This window comes from Paenibacillus phytohabitans (assembly GCF_013141775.1).
Lineage (GTDB): Bacteria > Bacillota > Bacilli > Paenibacillales > Paenibacillaceae > Paenibacillus_AQ > Paenibacillus_AQ phytohabitans.
The window spans coordinates 118599-137423 of the sequence record NZ_WHOB01000043.1 but is presented as its reverse complement, the minus strand read 5'-3'; the positions used below and the strand labels follow the sequence as shown (position 1 = coordinate 137423).

Genomic DNA, 18825 nt, shown 5'->3' with positions numbered 1-18825 from the left:
GCCGGTTTTGCACTTTTTTATTCCCGGACAATCTCCTCCAGCACTCTCCCGTCCCCGTGCCCGAAATCGATCCCCAGAATTCTTCCCAGCGTTGGCGCAATATCGACCATTTCGATGTCGCCGATGGAATAGTCCTGTTTAATCATGCCGCCGGAGACGACAAAATTGCACCGGTAGCCGCTTTTGTCAGGAGAATAACCATGCGTAGCATAACGAACTCCATGTGCCTGCAAATCGACAACCAGCTGCTCCTCCAGACTCTCATCAAAACAATAACCGCGCTTCGCTTCCAGCATCACTCTTGTGGAATGGCTTGCATGAAGACGGTCTAATGTCTCTCTGTGGTATACGCTTTCAACCCCTGACATGTCATTCTGCCTATATTCTTCAATAGCCGTGAGCGCGAGCCGCTCTGCTTCTTCGTCTCCCGGCTGGACATGCAGGTACGCTGAACCTCCGCCGCACTGGAAGTATGCCCGCCATTTCATTACGCCGCCCTCTTCATAGATCAGACCCTTTGCCTGCAAAAGCTTGTTCAGATGCACTTTGTAGCGCACATTGAACTGGCCGTGGTCTCCGAGCACCATAATTACCGTATCCTGCCTGATCCCGGCATCTTCCACGGCCTGCAGGATCTCACCCAGCCGGTTATCCATACGCAGGATGACTTCTTTCACCTCATCGCTGTCTGTCCCATATAGATGTTTGGCATCATCCAGGTCAATCAGATGCATCATGAGCAGATTAGGCTTGTTGCGCTTAATCGTGTCTATCGCACACTTCGTTGTAAAGTCATCCAGATAAGGCTGGGTAATCCCTTGCCTGATCCGGCCGTATTTCAGCTCCATCCGGATACAGTAGGCGGGACTGCCGCTTCTCAGCACCTTAAGTGCCTGATTCTCACCTTTCAGCGCCCTGATTTCCGGAATATTATACCGGATCGAGGACTTGCCCGAAACCGGCCAGAGGAGTCCGGCGGTACTGAGCCCTGCCTTACGTGCAGCATCATAAATTGTAGGTACCTTAACCGCCTCACGGAACCAGAACCAGCGCTGATCCTCCTCCTTCACGAACGGCTGCAGCGGATTGTTGTGGTGAATACCGTGCTTGTCCGGATGAACGCCGGTAGCGATGGTGGTATGAACTACATAGGTGAGTGTGGGATATACGCTCCGCAAGCGGTTGCTGTGGGCACCTTGCTTAATCAGTCTGGATAAATTGGGCAGCCGGCTGGCCAGTTCCCAGTTGTCCTCCGAGAAGGCATCGTAGGAAATGACGATCAGATGTTTAGCTAATGGCGCGCGAGGCGTTGTCGGTTCCATGTCAGTTCCCCTTAGGCAGAGTGATGAAGATGAAGAATCCAATCAGAAACAGCGGAATTATGGATAAAATGCTAAAGCGGGCCTCGCCCGTTAACGTCGTAGTCAGTGACATCAGCGCCGGGCCGAGAATTGCCGCGAACTTGCCGAAGATATTATAGAAGCCGAAGAATTCATTGGAATTCTCCTTCGGAATGATTTTGGCGAAATACGACCGGCTGAGCGCCTGGATGCCGCCCTGGGCCGAACCGATCAGCGCGCCAAGAATAAAGATATGCCACACTGAGGTGATGAAGAAAGCCGCAATACAGGAAATGATATAAGTGAAAATCCCGAAGATAATCAGCTTGCGGGCAGAGTGGGTTTTGGCCAGATTACCGTAGAGAATCGCACACGGAAAGGCAATGATCTGGATGATGAGCAGAATGCCCAGCAGGGTGAAGGTGTCCAGGGAATCCCCACCCAGTACCGAAGTCGCATACGGCACCACCATTTTAATAATGGTATCTACCCCGTCGATATAGAAGAAATAAGCAATCAGGAACACAAATACAATTTTGTGCTGGCGGATATTCATGAAGGTGTTCGCCATTCTTTTGAAGCTGTTTGCAACCGGATTAGGTTCAGGCTCAATGTAGTAGCGCTGCTTCACGTCTCTGATCATAGGCACAGTGAGCAGCCCCCACCATAGTGCAGTGATGATGAATCCGATCTGATAGCCGATGGCCTTATCCATCCCCATCATAAAGATGAGCAGCAGACTGATTCCGAACGGAATACAGCTGAAGATATAACCGAAGGCAAACCCTCTCGTCGATACCTTATCCATCCGCTCATCATCTGTAATATCGACCAGGAAGGAATCATAGAAGATATTGGCCCCGGCAAACCCGACCGCTGACAGAATGTAAAAGGCAATCAGCAGCTGCCATTGTCCGCTATCCGGTGACACGAAGGCCAGGGAAGCCGTCGCAAGCACGCCTACCGCAGCGAAGAAGATAAAGAAGCGCTTCTTCCTGTCCTTGTAATCGGCAATCGTCCCCAGGATCGGACTGAGCACCGCCACCAGAATACTGGCAATGGAATTGAAATAGCCCAAATCCATACTGCTGCCCACAGTGGTGAACATGCCGAAGATAATGGGCAAAAGCGCCGTAGTCACCGCCATCGAGTAGGCAGAATTACCGCAGTCATACAGAATCCATGATTTCTCCTCTTTACTCAGCTTCATCTAATCTTCTCCTCCAATAACCGATTGTTTCAGTTATATCACGCGAACATATGAAGCATGTTAATGGGATGTAAAATCACAGAATCTCTGGCTTAGTGGCTATAGCCTTCCCAATATCCTGCAATATACATGGTCATTATAACCTGAATTACCAATGGATAGGGTGAAAAATATAGATTAAGCTCACTAGATTCACGGAATATACGGGCAGAGGGCGCTGCAGCAGGATGGAGACTTTCAGTAAACACTGTACACATAAATGTTGTACGTTTTACAACTTTGGATCATTGATAGTTAGGTGTCCGGGAGGATTGTTGTATAAAATACAAGAATAATTCGGCTAAGCCGCTAGAAAAAGGTAAAATCCTGCATTTCATACAACAATTTCGGATTTGGGGCGATATGTGAGGGGAAATGTTGTATTATGTGCAGGATTTCATGACAAGTCATCAAAAATCAGCCACAGAAAGCCGATGAACCGGTAAAACCGCAGCTAAGGCGTCAAAGAACACCAGCAATTGAAACGCTGAGCCAATACCTAGGCCGCACGCAGAAATGGCGCCTGTCCCGGAAGGTTCGGGAAGGCGCCATGCTTTTGATATCAGAAACCGGGCAGCCGTTCACGCCGCCTTACGTTTGTATATGCGCATCGCAAACAGATATGCGGCAATCAGTATCCCCAGGCACCAGGCAAGTGCAGTCCAGATGTCATGTCCGGCAGGCTGCCCCGCCAGCAGGGCGCGGATAGTCTCCACTATGGAGGTCACCGGCTGGTTCTCGGCAAAGGCGCGGACAGCCCGCGGCATCGTTTCAGTAGGCACAAATGCGGAGCTGATGAAGGGAAGGAAGATTAGCGGGTAGGAAAAGGCCCCTGCGCCGTCCACCGATTTGGCGGACAGTCCGGCAATCGCCGCGATCCAAGTCAGGGCCAGCGTGAACAGTGCGAGTATACCGGCCACGGCAAGCCATGATAATACGCCAGCCGGAGAGCGGAAGCCCATAAGGAGCGCTACAAGAATGATGACGGCAACCGAAATCGCATTGGACACGAGTGAGGTCAGCACATGTCCCCAGAGCGCCGCCGAACGCGCAATCGGCATCGAGTGGAACCGTTCGAAGATGCCGCTCTGCATATCCATGAACAGCCGGTAGGCCGTATAAGAGATGCCGCTGGCAATTGCGATCAGCAGGATGCCGGGCAGCAGGTAATTCACATAGCTCTCCGCGCCGGTCTGAATTGCACCGCCGAATACATAAACGAACAGCAGCAGCATGGCAATTGGAGTGATGGTGACTGTGATGATGGTATCCAGGCTGCGGATAATATGGCGCATGGAACGTCCAAGCATAACGCTCATATCACTGAAGAAGTGTCTCGCTGTCATTTCCATTTTACTTTCCCTCCCTTTTACCGGTGATGGCAAGGAATATCTCTTCTAATGTGAGTTGTTTCTCCACATACTCCACCTTGTCAGGCGGGAACAGCTTCTTCAGCTCCGTGAGTGTGCCGCTGGCAATAATTCTGCCCTCATGCAGAATAGCGATTTGATCGGCCAGCTGTTCGGCCTCCTCCAAATACTGCGTGGTCAGAAATACAGTCGTGCCCTTGGCGGCAAGCTCTTTGACTGTCTTCCAGACTTCGATCCGCCCTTCGGGGTCAAGTCCGGTGGTCGGCTCGTCAAGGAAGATAAGCTGCGGTTCCCCCACAAGGCTCATGGCGATGTCGAGCCTCCGGCGCATCCCGCCTGAATAGGTTGATACTCTGCGGCTCCCGGCTTCGGTCAGGCCGAACCGCTTCAATAGATCGTCTGCTATCTGAAGCGGATGATTCAGGTGCCGGAGCCTGGCGATCATGATCAGATTCTCCCGCCCGGTCAATATCTCATCCACGGCAGCAAACTGTCCGGTCAGGCTGATCGACTGGCGTACATGATCCGGCTTCGATGCGACATCAAAGCCGTTTACGGTGGCACTTCCCCCGTCCTGTTTCAGCAAGGTAGTGAGGGTTCTGACAATCGTTGTCTTCCCCGCACCGTTGGAACCGAGCAGAGCGTAAATTTCGCCGCTCCGCACCTCAAAGTTGACGCCCTTCAGAACTTCTATATTATTGAAGGACTTTCGCAGTCCTTTCACTTCAATGGCATTGCCCATTTCTGCTTCCCCCGTTCACTTTGTTTAGTCCGTTGCCTTTTTCATGGCCTTGGCTACTTCCTGGTCCACAGATTCCTGATAGAGGTCAGCGTAGGTTTTGGAATCTTTGATGAGCTCGTCGCAGAACGCCGCTACGTCACTGCCCGTCACCTCGAGCACCCCTTTCCCCAATGCAGCGCCCTCCTCAAAAAGATCGACAATCCCCGAAAGCAAGCCATTCCCCTCTGTCAGCTCCACAGGACCGACCTTAAACAGATATTTTTGCAGCTCTTTATAGACAATCTGGTAATCCTGCGGCAGTGCTTTGACACGCGCAACATGCGCCCGCCACTCTTTTTTGCCCTCGATCATATCCCGTATTTTCATTGTATCCTCCTCCTACTTCCCTAATTTCCGGGCAATATTATCGTTAAGCTGCTGGCGCCACTTGTCGCGGTAAGACTTTGCCCCTTCTTCACCAGCCAGCGCTGAACAGAAGCCCCGGATATCGTCACCTAATACCTCCCGGGCATTCTGGCCGTCCGCCGCCGTTTCTTCCAGCAGGCCAAGCACACCGTCAAGAATGGGCATGAGGTTACGGCCGGTGAAATCAGAGTGCGGCCAAAGCTCAGCTTTAATTTTCTCCCAGGCCGCCTGATAATCAGCCGGGAGCTTTTTTACCCGCAGCTCAAAAGCCTGGAATTCTTTGGTCATATCTCTGCCGGTGATCTTTTCCCAAAAATTCATTAATTTCTCTCCTTTAGCTCGTTCATTTTGGATGATACAAACTCCCATTTCCCCCAGAACTTCTGCAGCTCCTCACGCCCCGCATCATTCAGCGCGAAGAACTTTCGCGGCGGCCCCATATCCGAAGGTTTCTTAGTGGTATCGACCAGCTGGCTTTTCTCAAGCCGGATCAGGATGGTGTACACCGTTCCCTCTACAACATCAGCGAAGCCGAGGGCATTCAGCTGCCTTGTGATTTCGTAACCGTAGGTTTCGTTGCGGCTTATTATTTCAAGGACACAGCCTTCAAGTACACCCTTGAGCATTTCCGTTAGATTATCCAGCACAATTCCTCCTTACTACTCTGTATGACTGGTATTCAGTATTACTTACTACCACTACATAGTAACACATAGTAGCGGATTGTCAATAGCTGTTAATCTGATTAAGCTGATAATGAAGCTAAAGGGCGGATTTGTTTAATCCCCCCTCCTCCGTTAAACTAAAGCTGTATTTAGTGGGCTAAAATGTAACTTAAGGAGGCTGCATATGGGACGTGTAATTCTACAGATGAATGTGACACTGGACGGTTGCTGTGACCACACTCAGGTAATTGCGGATAAAGAGCTGCACCAGTACACGGTGGACTTGATGGACCAGGCCGATGGTCTGCTATTTGGACGTAAAGTTTACCAGCTGATGGAGAGTGCTTGGCCAGCCATTGCCAGCAGCGGTGAAGGACCCCAATTTATGGTCGACTTTGCACGTAAGCTCGACCTGAAACCCAAGTATGTCTTCTCGCGGACGCTGGATCACCTGTCGTGGCAGAACTCTTTTTTGCTAACGGGGACCATATCAGAGGAAGTGCAGCAGCTTACGGCAGAAGGAAAGAGCCTGATCGTTAATGGCGGTCCCGGCCTGGGCTCCACTCTGGCAGGGCTAGACTTGGTGGATGAATATCACTTCCTGGTACAGCCAATCGTTGCCGGACACGGTCCCCAATTGTTAGGGGGAGTCCATGACCGGCTGGATCTGAAGCTGAGCGGGACCACAACCTTCGGCTCCGGCGTCGTGGTGCTCCGCTATACGCCCGTCCGTTAACCGCCTGACTGATCACCGAGTTTATGTAAGACGCGCTTCAGCATAGCATACCTGGTTTCTGCCTTTTCCTTTAGCCTCATATAGAGCTTCGTCGGCTTTCTCCAGCATTTCTGCCGGGGCAGATTCCGGAAAAGAAGAAACCCCTACAGAAATCGTTATCCTTAGCTGGGACTGGTCAGGAAGTACAAAGATGCTGTCTTGAACCGAGGAACGCAGCTTCTCGGCAACCGTCATGCCCTTATCCGCCGTACACCGCAGAAGCAGAACCGCGAACTCTTCCCCTCCTTTGCGCGCACAATAATCGCGTATACGGATACCGGACTGGAGAATATCAGCGAGTTTGGACAGGACCACATCTCCGGCCGCATGCCCGTATGTATCATTAACAACCTTGAAATGATCGATATCTATTAACAGCAGAGAGAACGGTTCATTCTGAAGCGCGCTTATTTCCGCCGTTTTTTTGAAAATCAGATTAAAGGACCGGGGATTATGGAGTCCCGTAAGGAAATCCCGCTCTGCCGCCTCTTTAAACATTTCTAATGCGTCATGGGATTTCTCCAGGTGGTTAATGAGCAGATAATTAAACAGGCATGCCATGAAACAGATCATGTCAAATAAAAGAATCGTGCCTATGTTAGTCCAGCCTACCAGAGGAAGCAGTATACAGGTGGAGAGTATGACCATCCCGCAAGCTGCAACCAGCCACCGGTAAAATGCGGGGATTTTAAGCGAAAAAGCAAAAACGCCCACCAGAAAAGTAATCACGATATTTACAACACCCAATAGGGTCGCTTCATTAATTTCACCAAGGAAAAAAAGCCGGAACAAAGCAATTAAACTTGTCGTAATCATCCCCGTAACAGGCCCGCCAAGATATGTGGCTGCCAGGATCGAGACTTGCCGGAAGTCTATAATGGTGCCATCGCCTAAAGGAAAAGCAAAATACAGCTGAACAATGCCAAACAGTCCAAACCCGATTCCGTATAAAGCATGTAATTGAAGCTTGGAGAACGCCCGCTTTCCTTTTAAGAGGGCCAATATCATATCCCCGAAAAAGATAAACGTAGTAAGCAATGAAAAATTGATGAGCAAATTAACAAGCATAACATACCCCTTACAAAATAAGTGATATCCCCTTTTGATTCTATAATGAGGGATAGTTGAAGACACCCCATCAGTATAGCATGGACATTCGTGTAATTCTCTATCAAAATAACCCCCAAAATCGTTTGCATTTTTGTCGAAAGATGGAGTCTTTTTATATAGAAAAAACTTCCTTTAATTGTTAAACTAATTGGAGTCAACTAATACATTAAAGGGGTTTATTATGTCACGTTCAAAAAAAGCTCTCATCATTAGTGCAGTTGTTATTTTGTTTGAAATCCTCCTGCTATTATCCTTCCCTTTCCTTGTAGTAATCGCCTTCAATTTCCTTTTCCTTGCCCTCGCCGCCATCCCTGTCTGGTTATTCGGAATGATCTTCCCTCAGAAAGTGATCTGGTGGGGGGATGAGGATAACCGTAACCGGAAGAAGGTTTCAAAGTACGCAGGTATTCAGCTGCTCCTTTGTTTCATTATTGCAATCGTTATTATTCCCAAAACCGAAGATCAGACTTTAAGCGCCTCAGCCCCTTCACCAGCTCCTGCGGCCACTACGAAGTCTGTTGCAACAGAGGAGCCGGGTGTCTCAAGAAATACACTTGCCTCCATTCCAACACAGAAACCTGTTCCAACTAAGAAACCCGTCACCACAACCAAACCCAAAGCCACCAACAAACCCGTCACCACAACCAAGCCCAAGGCTACCAACAAACCTGTTACCACAACCAAGCCCAAGGCCACCAAAAAACCTGCGGCCACTAAAGCACCTGTCCAGGATGTGTATTACAAGAATTGTGATGCTGTTCGGGCAGCAGGAGCTGATCCTATTCGCGCCGGAGAGCCAGGATACTCACGCAAACTGGATCGGGATGGTGACGGCGTAGGTTGTGAATAAAAATAGGTGAATACACTCAGCAGCATATCAAAGAGGCCCATGCGCAAACCGCATGGGCCTCTCATATTTACATTCCGCCAATAGATCAGATGAGGTTATTGCCCCATCAATATTTTGGCATATGGCGAATCAATCGGCATCATGATAACCGGCTCATTCTTCAGCGTGGTCACGTAACTCTCCAGCGTACGATAGAAGCTATAGAACTCAGGAGACTTTCCATAAGCCTGGTTATAGATCCTGGCGGCCTCTCCTTCTCCTTCAGCGATGATTTTCTTAGAATCGGCTTCGGCCTGGGCCATCAGCTCTCTTGAGGAACGGTCGGCCTTGGAGGTGATTTTCTTGGATTCCTCGTCACCCTCGGACAGATAACGCGCAGCGATGGATTGGCGGTCCGATATCATCCGGTTGTATACACTTTGTTTGTTCTCCTCCGGCAGATCCGTACGTTTGATCCGTACGTCAATCACTTCAATCCCGTAATTATCACGGGTTAAGGCGGCAATGACATCATTGGTGATCTCATCGTTAATATTGCCCCGTCCGGTGTCCTCACTGATAATATTCTCATAATTGACTTCGGACAGCTTGCGCCGCACGGAGTTATATACCGCTTCATCAATACGCTGAATCCCGCCGCCTACCGATTGTACGGTTCTCAGGAATTGCGAGGCATTGGTAATTCTCCAGACGGTATAGTTATCAACCACAATCGGCTTCTGGTCCTTCGTCAGAATGCTGGTAGGTGAGCTTTCGTATGTCATCTGATACTTGGGGAGAGCTGAGACATTCTCGATAAAAGGGATTTTCAGCCTCAGTCCAGGCTCCTCAACGGTACGCATCGCTTCACCGAAGCGCAGGACTACCTTGTATTCGCCCTCCTTTACTACATACAAAGAGCCGGCAAGCAAAATAGCTAGAACAATAGTTGATATCAGTCCGATGATCTGGTTTCTTGTCACTCTGCATCTCCTCCTTGCGGCGTGGCCGAAGCTGACGGGCTGACCGGAGTGCTGCGCATCAGCTCATTCAGCGGCAGATAATTCACAGTATCGCTATCCGAGTTGGTAATGAAGATTTTGGCGCTAGGTAATATAGTCTCCAGTGTCTCCAGAATCAACCGGCTTTCGGTTACGCTCTTATTGTTGCTGTATTCGGCAAATATGGCGTTAAACTGGGCTACATCGCCTTGCGCATTCAGGATACGTGATTTCTTCTCGCCTTCGGCTCTCTCAATCAGCGCCTGCGCTTCACCGCGTGCCTTAGGGATGATATCGTTCTCATATTTCTTGGCGTTGTTAATCTTCGTGTTCTTCTCTTCACGGGCATTGGTAACCTCGCGGAAGGCTTCTTCTACCTGGCCGCTCGGCGGTTCTATATCCTGGAATTTGATATCAATGATCTGAATACCGGTGTTGTATTTCTTCTGCAGATCGACGAGCAGCACCCGGACCTTATCCTGAATAACCGTCTTTCCGTCTGTAATGGCATAATCCAGCTTCTCGGAACCAATGACCGCACGGATGGAGGAGCTGGCCGAGTTACGCAGAAATTTGTCCGGGTCATCAATGTTATACAGATAATTGCGGACATTGCTGATCTTCCACTGTACTACAGCATCGGCAGATACGATGTTCTCATCGCCTGTAATCATCATCGCCTCATCTTCAACAGCTACAGCTCCATCTGCCTCCTGGCGGTACCCGATATGTATCCGCTGGGTCAGTTCCGCAGGCACCGTTATCACTTCCTGTATTGGATAAGGCCATTTGAAATGAAGTCCTGCCGAGGACTCGTTGGTGTATTTGCCGAAGGTCAGGATAGCTGCACGTTCCTGCTCCTGCACGGTATAGAATGAAGTTGCGCCAATATAAATCAACACAGCGGCAGCGGCTACCCCTAATCCAATCTTCTTGTACATTCCCGGTTTCAGCTCGGGAAGCTTGCGTCCCGGGATCGGATTATTCCCATCCCCATTCATGAAATTCAAGATGCATCGCTCCTTTTTACGTATTTAAGTCTATATAGAGATACATATACGTAAATAAAACAAAAAAGTCGCAAATTTCGCGACTTTGTCTAATCTTATTGGATTTTACTGCGTTTCTCTTCTTCGCAGTAAGACTAGCGCCGGATATCTGTATGAAAGTTTGCTTTCACAGCAGAAACCAGCCACAGGAATAGCGGAATTCCGATCATATTCACAGGCAGCACATAAGTGATCCATACCCCCTTCAGCAGCAGCCCGGCCGGAGGATTCAGAATGATCACCAGCATGGTGAGGATGAACGAGACTGCGGCTACGATCAGGGATATTTTTTTCCAGCTGCCGGTCTTGCCGGTCCACTGGGCCACGCCATAGCTGGTAATGAACATATAGATGGACAGCTTGACGAATATGCAGACCAGCCACACCGCCATCACAAATATATCCATATTCTGAATAAACTCCATCAGATAGACCAGCTTGACCATCTCAAAAAAAGGAAATTGCAGCCGTCCGCTTACAGCCGGACCGAAGGTCATAATGACCCACAATACGCCAAACAGCAGCATTACCGAGGATAAGGCCACTCCCAGCAGCACCGCCTTGCGGGTTCCTTTGCCGGGATGCTCCACAAAGGGGAACAGCATCATGAGCAGAACGGATTCGCCCAGCAGCGAGACAGGCGCCAGAGCACCTTGCATAATAGGTCCGGGTCCGGTATCTGCATAGACCGGCAGCAGCATAGGCCAGTTGAGATTATTGATGGTGAGTGCAAAGGTGAGCGCAAGAATAATCATCAGAATCGGCCCCCACAGCTCACTGACCCTGCCGATGGCTTCAATGCCTCCATGATAGACCGTGTATATAACTACGCCCAGCATCGTTCCGATGACTACCCAGGCAGGTGTTTTATAGAGGACACTCAAGCGTATGAACAAGAATTCATCACGCAGAATGAGACTGATCACCCAGAACCATTGGAGAATGAACGGAATGACAATCAGCTTGCCGCCCCATTTTCCCAGAATAGTCACACTGTACTCTATCAAAGTCTGCCGGGGATACCGGGAGCTGAGCTTGGACGCAATATAGGTAATGACCAGACCCGCGCCTCCAGCCAGAATATAGGAGATCCAGGCGTCCTGCTTGGCATAAAGAATCGTTGCTGTCATCGAAATCAGCAGGTTGATCCCGATTTCCAGCATCATAATCATCCAGAACAGCTGCCGGTTGTTGATCTTCATTTCTCTTCACCGCCGTCTCTCGTTGGAAGCAGCGATTGTCCTGTCAGGCCTGTTCCGGTGAGGTTCAGCTTAACGGTAATGTCCATATCAATATCCGGAAAGATCGTGTCCCAATCCGCAGCAAGCTTCTTCCACTGATACGGATGGCGGTGATGAATCGTATCTCCGAAACCGAAGATATCACATTTGAAATCCTTCTGCACTTTGGTTAAGACTTTCTTAATCCTCGCTTCAAGGTATTGATTCATCCGGGCTTCGACCTTTTGCACATTGTCCGGCCTCGAGAGATTCAGCGGTGAATTATTCTCTTCAATGAACCCCTTTCCCTCCAGCAGAATCCGGAATTTGGGCAGAGCTCCGGTCATAACCGGCGTAATCTGACTCTTGAAGGTGTCCACATTAATGCTCACGGTCTTGCCCCTGGTTGCTCCAGAGAGGGCATCCGCTGCCGCTCCCCCCGGCTTGTCGGCATCAATAGAGTTGATAATTGTAGTGAAATTCCGGAAGGCCAGCCGGTTCGTAATCCAGAGTCTGACCCAGAATTCATCATAATTCAGATATCCCGCCAGCTTCAGCTTCTCATTAAAAACAGCCGCCCCATATAAGCTTAAGGTCGTCTGCGGCGGGCTATCCTCCGGTGTCTTCTTGTCCGTATTTACTTCCGGAGTTTCAATCGAGAGTGCAGGCATGACGCCGCAACCGGTGCCATTGGCCATGATGAAGAAGTCCAGCAGTGAGCGGCTGATGGGTGCCCCGCTTTTCTCCTGAATCTTCTGCACGGCAATTGCCGGATTGGCTTCAAGCTGATAAGCAATGCTCATCGCCTCCTGCGCAGTCCCGCCCTTGACAACAAAAATATTCGACCGCGGGCGGACCATCGGGCTTCGGCCATACTCGTCCATGATGGAGAAGACCCCCTTCTCCGCCAGCTTCTCCCCGATGAAGATATTCCGCCGGTGTCCCGGAAACAGTACCCGCGAAAGCTTTCTCTGCATATTCTGTTCGGCATCCCTGTTGTTCTTGCCGAAGGCACTTTCGGTCATGAACCCGGATGTGCTGCTCTGTCCTCCGCTTTCCTGACCGCCTGATTTGGATACCAGCGGCAGCACAAGATTGGCCGTAGCCAGATATTCTCCGTTCTCCATCAAGTCCATGCCCCAGCCCAGGACAATTGCCTGGTCGTTCAATTCCTGACGGTCCCAGCAGCCGGTCAGAATCAGGGATAAGGCGAGGAATACAGAGCTTATTTTCCTGAACATATGCCCCCGTCCCTTCCTGCCGGTTATTTGGTGCGTTTGGGGAACCGCTCAGTCTTGCCATTGGTCAGCCATGGCATCAGCCTGCGCATCTTATATTTGGGTGCACGTACAAGCACATCATTCAGATTCTCCATGGACAGCGGCGCATAAGGCGCCATATAAGGTATACCAAACGGCTTCAGCGTCACCATATGCACCGAAAGCATAATCAGAAACAATACAATTCCATAGAAGCCGAGAATTCCGGCGGCAATGAGCAGAGGAAACCGGAGCATCCGGTAGGCAGCTCCCAGGTTATACAGCGGAAAAGCAAAAGAAGCGATCCCCGTCAGAGACACAATGATTACCATGGGTGTAGATATGATTCCCGCAGCTACTACCGCTTGTCCAATAACAAGGGCTCCGGCAATACTCACCGCAGGCCCTACCTGCTGGGGCAGCCTGATTCCCGCTTCACGCAGACCCTCGAAGATAAACTCCATAATCAGAGCCTCAAACACTGCCGGAAGTGGAACGCCTTCTCTGGCAAAGGCAATACTGACCACGAGCGGTGTAGGCACGACCTGCAGATGGTAAGTGGTCAATGCCACGTAAAGGGAAGGCAATAAAAGTGAAGTATGGACGAAGGTATATCTGATCCAGCGCACAAAGGTGGCATACATAAATCTGTCGGTATAATCATCTACAGCCTGCAGCCCGGACCAATAAGTCATTGGAACGATGAGCACAAACGGCGTGTTGTCCGTAATAATAATAACCTTGCCTTCCAGCAGGCTGGAGACCGCCACGTCGGGCCGCTCGGTATTCTGAATCTGCGGAAAAGGCGAGAATACGTTATCCTCAATGTATTCTTCGATATTGCTGGAATGAATGACCCCGTCAATTTGGATTTTTTGCAGACGGGCTCTCACTTCCTTGATCAGGCTCTCCTTGACGATCCCCTCCATATAGCCGATTACAATATCCGTTTCCGTGATACTGCCGAGTGTCATACTTTCCAGCTTCAGCTTGGAGGAGCGGATACGCCGCCGGAGGAGCGAGGTATTGGTCCGCAGCGTTTCCATGAATGCATCCCGCGGGCCGCGGACGACCTTCTCCGAGGTAGCCTCCTCAATCGAACGTTTCTCCATCTTGATCAGACTGGCCACCATCGCAAAAGCGTTGCCCTCTGTGAAAATGACCGTCTCCCCGCGCAGTACGGCCTGGATGACTTCCTTCGTATCATAGACTATGCGGATTTGCAGCGTCGGAATAAAGACCTCCTTCAGCTCTGCCTCTCTGCCTTCATTGACCTTAGTGCTTCTGCGGAAATGCTCCAGCAGCGGCTGCAGCACAAATTCATCCACGGCATGCGTATCGCACATCCCGTCCACATAGATCAGTGTTGCCCGGTTGGTCCCGTCAATGCTGCAATTCCGGTACATAATATCAGAGCAGCCCAGAAACTCCAGCTCCATCCGTTCTACGTTGAACGCAAGATCCGGATACAATCTCTCTGGCTCATTATGCTCTTTGGCTGTTTGTTGTTGTTCCATGCGGCATCCATCCCCCTCCTGTTGGTATTTGCTGGAGGGGACGAAATTATGCATAGATCCAGGACATTCACCGTTTAAGCCAGCTCAGTCCCAATCCCCATTTCTCTCGCCTTTTTAACATAATGCACCGCCACAGCGATATCAAAAACAGCCATGCCCATCGGACAGAAGAGGATTGGATCATCGGCGGCGAATGTACTGAGACTGCGGCGGCAGACGACATCGGCAAGCGTCTGTGTTCCGGAACGGGTCAGCCCCTGTTCCAGGTGAAGCTGCTCGATATCCGTATTCTCCCGGCATACTTCCTCCCAGTCGTCGACGATGATCGCTTTCAGTGAAGCCAGCGCCTCCGGCTTGTAATCACGCAGTGAAACATTCAGCAGCAGCATGCCTTTGGCGGGGGGAATATCAATATACCGCTGATCGGACACTGTACAGGTGATGAGAATATTAGAATGCAAGTAGACATCCGCCCACGTCTCTGCCACTTCCATCCGCTCCATGTATAGAGATGGAATTCCTGACAAGTCTGCTCCCCGTATATCGTAGATACGGATCCGTTCAATCCGGTCACCGAACAGAGCCATAGCCATCTGACAATGATATTGCCCGATAGGCCCCCAGCCGATAATGCCAAGCTGAATCCGCTCCATTGAACGGCTCTGCAGCACATGACGGATCATCAGCCCGCTGACAGAAGCCGTTCTGACGATGCTGGGAAGCGGCGAGTTCAGAATAGCTGTGGGCTGGCCCGTACCCTGGTCATTTAATACGATGATACTATGCGCACGCGGGAGACCCGACCTGATATTGTCAGGAAAGCTGGAAATCCATTTGATCCCGGCTGTATTGACATTCCCCCCGGCATAAGCCGGCATGGCAATGATCCGGTTACGGGGATTCTTGTACCTCAGGTAGGGCTTTACCGGCTGCACATAATCACCGGAATGGATGAGGTGCACCGCAGCTTCTGCTGATTCTGCAAGAGCAGCCCAATTCAGGCCCACTGCCCGCAGATCCTGGTCATTTAAGTACAGCAACCTGTCTCCTCCTTATGCGTTCAAGTTAGGAACTCTTCATCTGCTGGCGGCAGCTGCTGTCCGAACTGGCTCTGAACCCAGGAATCCGAGAATACCGTATCGAGATAACGTTCACCCTTATCATGCAGTATAGCGGCGCAGACAGCTCCGGAAGGGAGCTGCTGCTTCATCTGCCGGATAGCCGCAAGCACTGCCCCGGAGGACGCTCCGGCCAGAACCGATTCCTTCCGCGCAAGCGCGCGGCAGCCCTGAACCATATCGGAATCAGTAACATGCACAATATGGTCAATCAGATCTGTTCTGCAAAAAGGCGGCACAATACCGGCACCAAGGCCGGGGAACCGCCGTTTCTCCTGATTGCCGCCAAAAATTGCGCTGCCTGCTGCATCAACAGCCACAATCCGGGTCTGCAGCCCGTTGTCCTTCACGTATTCTGCAAGCCCGCGGATCGTCCCGCATGTACTGACAGCGCAGAACAGATAATCCACCTGTCCAAGCTCAGCCACGATCTCTTTCATGGTTGTATGATAATGGGACAGATAATTATTGGGGTTCGCATACTGGTTCGGCCAGTAGCTGCCCGGTACCTCCGCGAGCAGCTGCTGCACTCGCTTCAGTCTGGCCGGCAGAAATTCCCCTGTTTCGGGATCGGGACAGGCAACATAATCGATGGTTGCGTCCAGGGCCTTCAGAATCTGAAGATTCACCTCTGTCGTCCTGGAATCCACAACGCTGATGAAGCTCATCCCCAGATATTTGCAGATCATAGCCAGGCTGATCGCCATATTTCCCGAACTTGATTCAATGATGACTGTACCCGGCCCGATGAGACCTTCCTTCCAAGCCTCCCGGATCATCCACAGTGCCGGACGGTCTTTCGCGCTTCCTCCCGGGTTCATCAGCTCCAGCTTCGCGTAGACGCTGAACCCGCCTCGCGGAAACAGATGGTCCAGCCTGATCAATGGCGTCCTGCCGATGGCCGACAAGATACCGGTGTCCAGGTTCAGCTCTGCCCTGTCATTGACTCCATCCTTCTGATAATACAGCTTCTTGTTCTTCACCTGTCCGGTCTGGAGCTTCCCGCCGTCTGCTGCCAGAATGACCTCGATATCGTCAAGCAGATGATTGCGGATCATCAGACCGATTTCCGGAATGCATTCCCTGATTTCTTCCCTGATCGCCGGAACTGCGGATGGAACCGCAGATCTGCTCTGGATATACACAGTTAATGCATTATTGCTGACCTGGACCCGGATCATTGCATCCTGGAGATGACGATAGACCACCTGTTCAATATCGTAGATGCTGATCTTCTCCCCGTGCTTCAGCTCGCGGCCCACCCGTTTGACGATGGACCCGAAGCTCTGCTTCTCCGTCCCGTCTATCTTCACTGTCCTGAAATCCCTTACGACATCGTAGGTGACAAAACGGATGGCGGGCAGCAGCCTGCGGACTGTTGAGCTAAGCACCAGGATGCCTTCGCCAACTCCCAGAGGGTCCAGCCCTTCCCCTAACGCCTCAGTTCCGATGGCTTCCGCAACAATTCCGTCAGCAAAGATATACCGGCCCAGATCATGCGAATAGTACGCGATGGTGCCCATTTCAATAGACCCGTACGTATCGGTAATGTCCTGCGGCTTAAGGCCGAACAGCCGGGCCATATTCCGCTGCCACTCCACAGTAGCGATCTCACCGACCAGAATGATCTTGCGGATTCCGAGCGAACGCGGATCTTCAGCAGCATATACGATATGGTCCAGGATAGAGGGCATCGTATACAGCAGGTCGGGCTTAAATGTCTGAATCCGCTCGATATGCTGCTCTATCGGCAGCTCGAAGGGGATTGAGCTGCTGACAAGTCCCAGCCGTTCGAAAATGGCCAGCGCCGTATTCGCAGCATGTCCGGTTCCCATATCGGCCAGCGCCCTTGTACATCCGCTGCCTGCAATCAACTCACCGAACAGCTTTGTTTTGATATTGATATAATGGGCGTCATCTTCTTCTGAGTAGACTATAGCCTTGCGCCGGCCTGTACTTGTACCCGATGTCCGGTATACGGCGAGTGAAGCATCGGGTGAGCTGCTATAATAATGGGTTTCAAGAATGTCCGCGGTTATCAGGGGAAGATTCTGCAGACTGTAGTTCGTAGTCTCACTGCTAATGAGTCCCTTGTACCAGGGGAACTGCCCGATGACTTCAAGTACTTTATCCCGCCAATTGTCCATCAGCATCATGGATGCCTCCTGCTCCGGCTGCATGCCGCAGCCCCTTGGATTCACACCTTCAATAACATATGTAGCAATCTCCCGGTGTGTTCTGCCCATCACGTCTGCCCAATCAAAAGCCCGCTCTCTGCCGTACTATGGCCTATAAGAAGCTACCGGACGGAGGGTTACGATGAAGAAGCAGATCAGCCGTATTTCCAGTAAACTGACGAAGACAAGAGTACTGGCGGAGAAGCCGGAATTAAAGAGGCATATCCCGGACACACGAAGAATGAGCCGGAGTGTTCTGCATGCAATGCTGCAGATATACCAGATGGTATATATTAAGCCCTGCTGCGGCTCACTTGGCGAGGGGGTGATCCGGGTTGAACAGAGGACACCTGCAAGCCGGGGCAGCTCTGGCGGGAGAGATTCTGTCGTGACGCAAAAATGCACCTACCGCTATCAGGCAGGTACACGGGTGAGCACATTCGCTGATTATGACAAGGCATATCAAGCAATCATGGAGGAGACCGGAGGGAAATCCTATTTAGTACAGAAGGGCATCCGTCTTCTGACATACGGCGGGCGGCCGTTTGATATCCGCGTAATGGTGCAGCGCAATCCTCAGGGAAAGTGGGAAGCTACAGGAGCGGCAGGACGCGTCGCGCATCCGCAGAAGGTGGTTACGAATGGAAGTCAGGGCGGGACCATATATCCGGTCGAGGAACTGCTTGGCGTTCACACCAGCCTGAAGAAGCGCAGTGCTCTGATCACGCAAATGAACGAACTTGGCGTGAAGTCTGCCATTCAGTTAAGCTCTGCCTATCCGGCGCTGAATGAAATCGGCGTAGATTTCGCTTTAGACCGGCGGCTTAGCCCATGGATTCTGGAGGTGAATACCGCCCCCGATCCCTGCCCGTTCACCAAACTGAAGGACACCCGTATGCTTGACCAAATGATCAGATACGCCAAAGCCTACGGCCGCACCTATAATCTGAAGTGCATGAAGGCTAAGCGGGGGATGATGTGAAGTCCAAGATATAATGA

Annotated in this window: 18 protein-coding genes; 3 read left to right on the top strand and 15 right to left on the bottom strand. The window is 51.0% G+C overall.

Going from position 1 to position 18825, the window contains the following annotated elements:
• Nucleotides 1-17 precede the first annotated feature (17 nt).
• The 7 genes from GC101_RS16140 to GC101_RS16110 all read right to left on the bottom strand — a co-directional run bounded on the left by GC101_RS16140 (nucleotide 18) and on the right by GC101_RS16110 (nucleotide 5732).
• A complete protein-coding gene (locus GC101_RS16140) occupies nucleotides 18-1322 on the bottom strand; it encodes an alkaline phosphatase family protein (protein ID WP_171718055.1) in 1305 nt (434 codons plus the stop codon).
• A 1-nt stretch (nucleotide 1323) separates the two neighbouring features.
• Nucleotides 1324-2550, bottom strand: coding sequence for an MFS transporter (locus GC101_RS16135; protein WP_039308881.1), 1227 nt, complete (start codon nucleotides 2548-2550; stop codon nucleotides 1324-1326).
• A gap of 620 nt (nucleotides 2551-3170) precedes the next feature.
• Nucleotides 3171-3941 carry an ABC transporter permease gene (locus GC101_RS16130; RefSeq protein WP_171718054.1) on the bottom strand — a complete coding sequence of 257 codons (771 nt, stop codon included), beginning with the start codon at nucleotides 3939-3941 and terminating at the stop codon, nucleotides 3171-3173.
• Nucleotide 3942: 1 nt separating this feature from the next.
• A complete protein-coding gene (locus GC101_RS16125; protein WP_171718053.1) occupies nucleotides 3943-4701 on the bottom strand; it encodes an ABC transporter ATP-binding protein in 759 nt (252 codons plus the stop codon).
• A 24-nt stretch (nucleotides 4702-4725) separates the two neighbouring features.
• A complete protein-coding gene (locus tag GC101_RS16120; RefSeq protein WP_171718052.1) occupies nucleotides 4726-5067 on the bottom strand; it encodes a DUF1048 domain-containing protein in 342 nt (113 codons plus the stop codon).
• A gap of 12 nt (nucleotides 5068-5079) precedes the next feature.
• Nucleotides 5080-5427, bottom strand: coding sequence for a DUF1048 domain-containing protein (locus GC101_RS16115; protein WP_171718051.1), 348 nt, complete (start codon nucleotides 5425-5427; stop codon nucleotides 5080-5082).
• Entirely contained in the window at nucleotides 5427-5732 is a 306-nt protein-coding gene (locus GC101_RS16110) for a PadR family transcriptional regulator (RefSeq protein WP_281365892.1), read from the bottom strand. Before GC101_RS16110 ends, GC101_RS16115 begins: the two co-directional genes overlap by 1 nt.
• Before the next feature lie 223 nt (nucleotides 5733-5955).
• On the opposite strand from GC101_RS16110, the gene GC101_RS16105 reads away from it, so the two are divergent.
• Entirely contained in the window at nucleotides 5956-6507 is a 552-nt protein-coding gene (locus GC101_RS16105) for a dihydrofolate reductase family protein (protein ID WP_171718049.1), read from the top strand.
• 21 nt (nucleotides 6508-6528) lie between these two features.
• Here the strand turns inward: GC101_RS16105 and GC101_RS16100 are convergent, their stop codons facing one another.
• Nucleotides 6529-7548, bottom strand: coding sequence for a GGDEF domain-containing protein (locus GC101_RS16100; protein WP_171718048.1), 1020 nt, complete (start codon nucleotides 7546-7548; stop codon nucleotides 6529-6531).
• 289 nt (nucleotides 7549-7837) lie between these two features.
• Here GC101_RS16100 and GC101_RS36930 point away from each other — a divergent pair, with 289 nt between their 5' ends.
• Nucleotides 7838-8506 (top strand): excalibur calcium-binding domain-containing protein, encoded by a 669-nt coding sequence (locus GC101_RS36930; RefSeq protein ID WP_216626628.1) that lies wholly within the window; start codon nucleotides 7838-7840, stop codon nucleotides 8504-8506.
• Nucleotides 8507-8601: 95 nt separating this feature from the next.
• Here GC101_RS36930 and hflC read toward each other — a convergent pair whose 3' ends face one another.
• The 7 genes from hflC to sbnA form a co-directional block, all read right to left on the bottom strand.
• A complete protein-coding gene (hflC, locus tag GC101_RS16090) occupies nucleotides 8602-9468 on the bottom strand; it encodes an SPFH domain-containing protein (protein WP_171718047.1) in 867 nt (288 codons plus the stop codon).
• The gene (hflK, locus tag GC101_RS16085; protein ID WP_171718089.1) at nucleotides 9465-10487 is read right to left on the bottom strand and encodes an FtsH protease activity modulator HflK; all 1023 of its coding nucleotides are present in this window, start codon (nucleotides 10485-10487) and stop codon (nucleotides 9465-9467) included. The genes hflC and hflK overlap by 4 nt, the downstream gene beginning before the upstream one ends.
• A gap of 143 nt (nucleotides 10488-10630) precedes the next feature.
• Nucleotides 10631-11737 (bottom strand): GerAB/ArcD/ProY family transporter, encoded by a 1107-nt coding sequence (locus tag GC101_RS16080; RefSeq protein WP_171718046.1) that lies wholly within the window; start codon nucleotides 11735-11737, stop codon nucleotides 10631-10633.
• The gene (locus tag GC101_RS16075) at nucleotides 11734-12996 is read right to left on the bottom strand and encodes a Ger(x)C family spore germination protein (protein WP_171718045.1); all 1263 of its coding nucleotides are present in this window, start codon (nucleotides 12994-12996) and stop codon (nucleotides 11734-11736) included. The genes GC101_RS16080 and GC101_RS16075 overlap by 4 nt, the downstream gene beginning before the upstream one ends.
• 23 nt (nucleotides 12997-13019) lie before the next feature.
• A complete protein-coding gene (locus tag GC101_RS16070; protein ID WP_171718044.1) occupies nucleotides 13020-14531 on the bottom strand; it encodes a spore germination protein in 1512 nt (503 codons plus the stop codon).
• 74 nt (nucleotides 14532-14605) lie between these two features.
• Nucleotides 14606-15571 (bottom strand): 2,3-diaminopropionate biosynthesis protein SbnB, encoded by a 966-nt coding sequence (locus tag GC101_RS16065; protein ID WP_171718043.1) that lies wholly within the window; start codon nucleotides 15569-15571, stop codon nucleotides 14606-14608.
• A 20-nt stretch (nucleotides 15572-15591) separates the two neighbouring features.
• The gene (gene sbnA, locus GC101_RS36760) at nucleotides 15592-17895 is read right to left on the bottom strand and encodes a 2,3-diaminopropionate biosynthesis protein SbnA (RefSeq protein WP_343049718.1); all 2304 of its coding nucleotides are present in this window, start codon (nucleotides 17893-17895) and stop codon (nucleotides 15592-15594) included.
• 73 nt (nucleotides 17896-17968) lie between these two features.
• On the opposite strand from sbnA, the gene GC101_RS16055 reads away from it, so the two are divergent.
• On the top strand, nucleotides 17969-18808 hold the full coding sequence (locus GC101_RS16055; RefSeq protein ID WP_171718042.1) for a YheC/YheD family protein: 840 nt from the start codon (nucleotides 17969-17971) through the stop codon (nucleotides 18806-18808).
• Nucleotides 18809-18825: the final 17 nt, after the last annotated feature.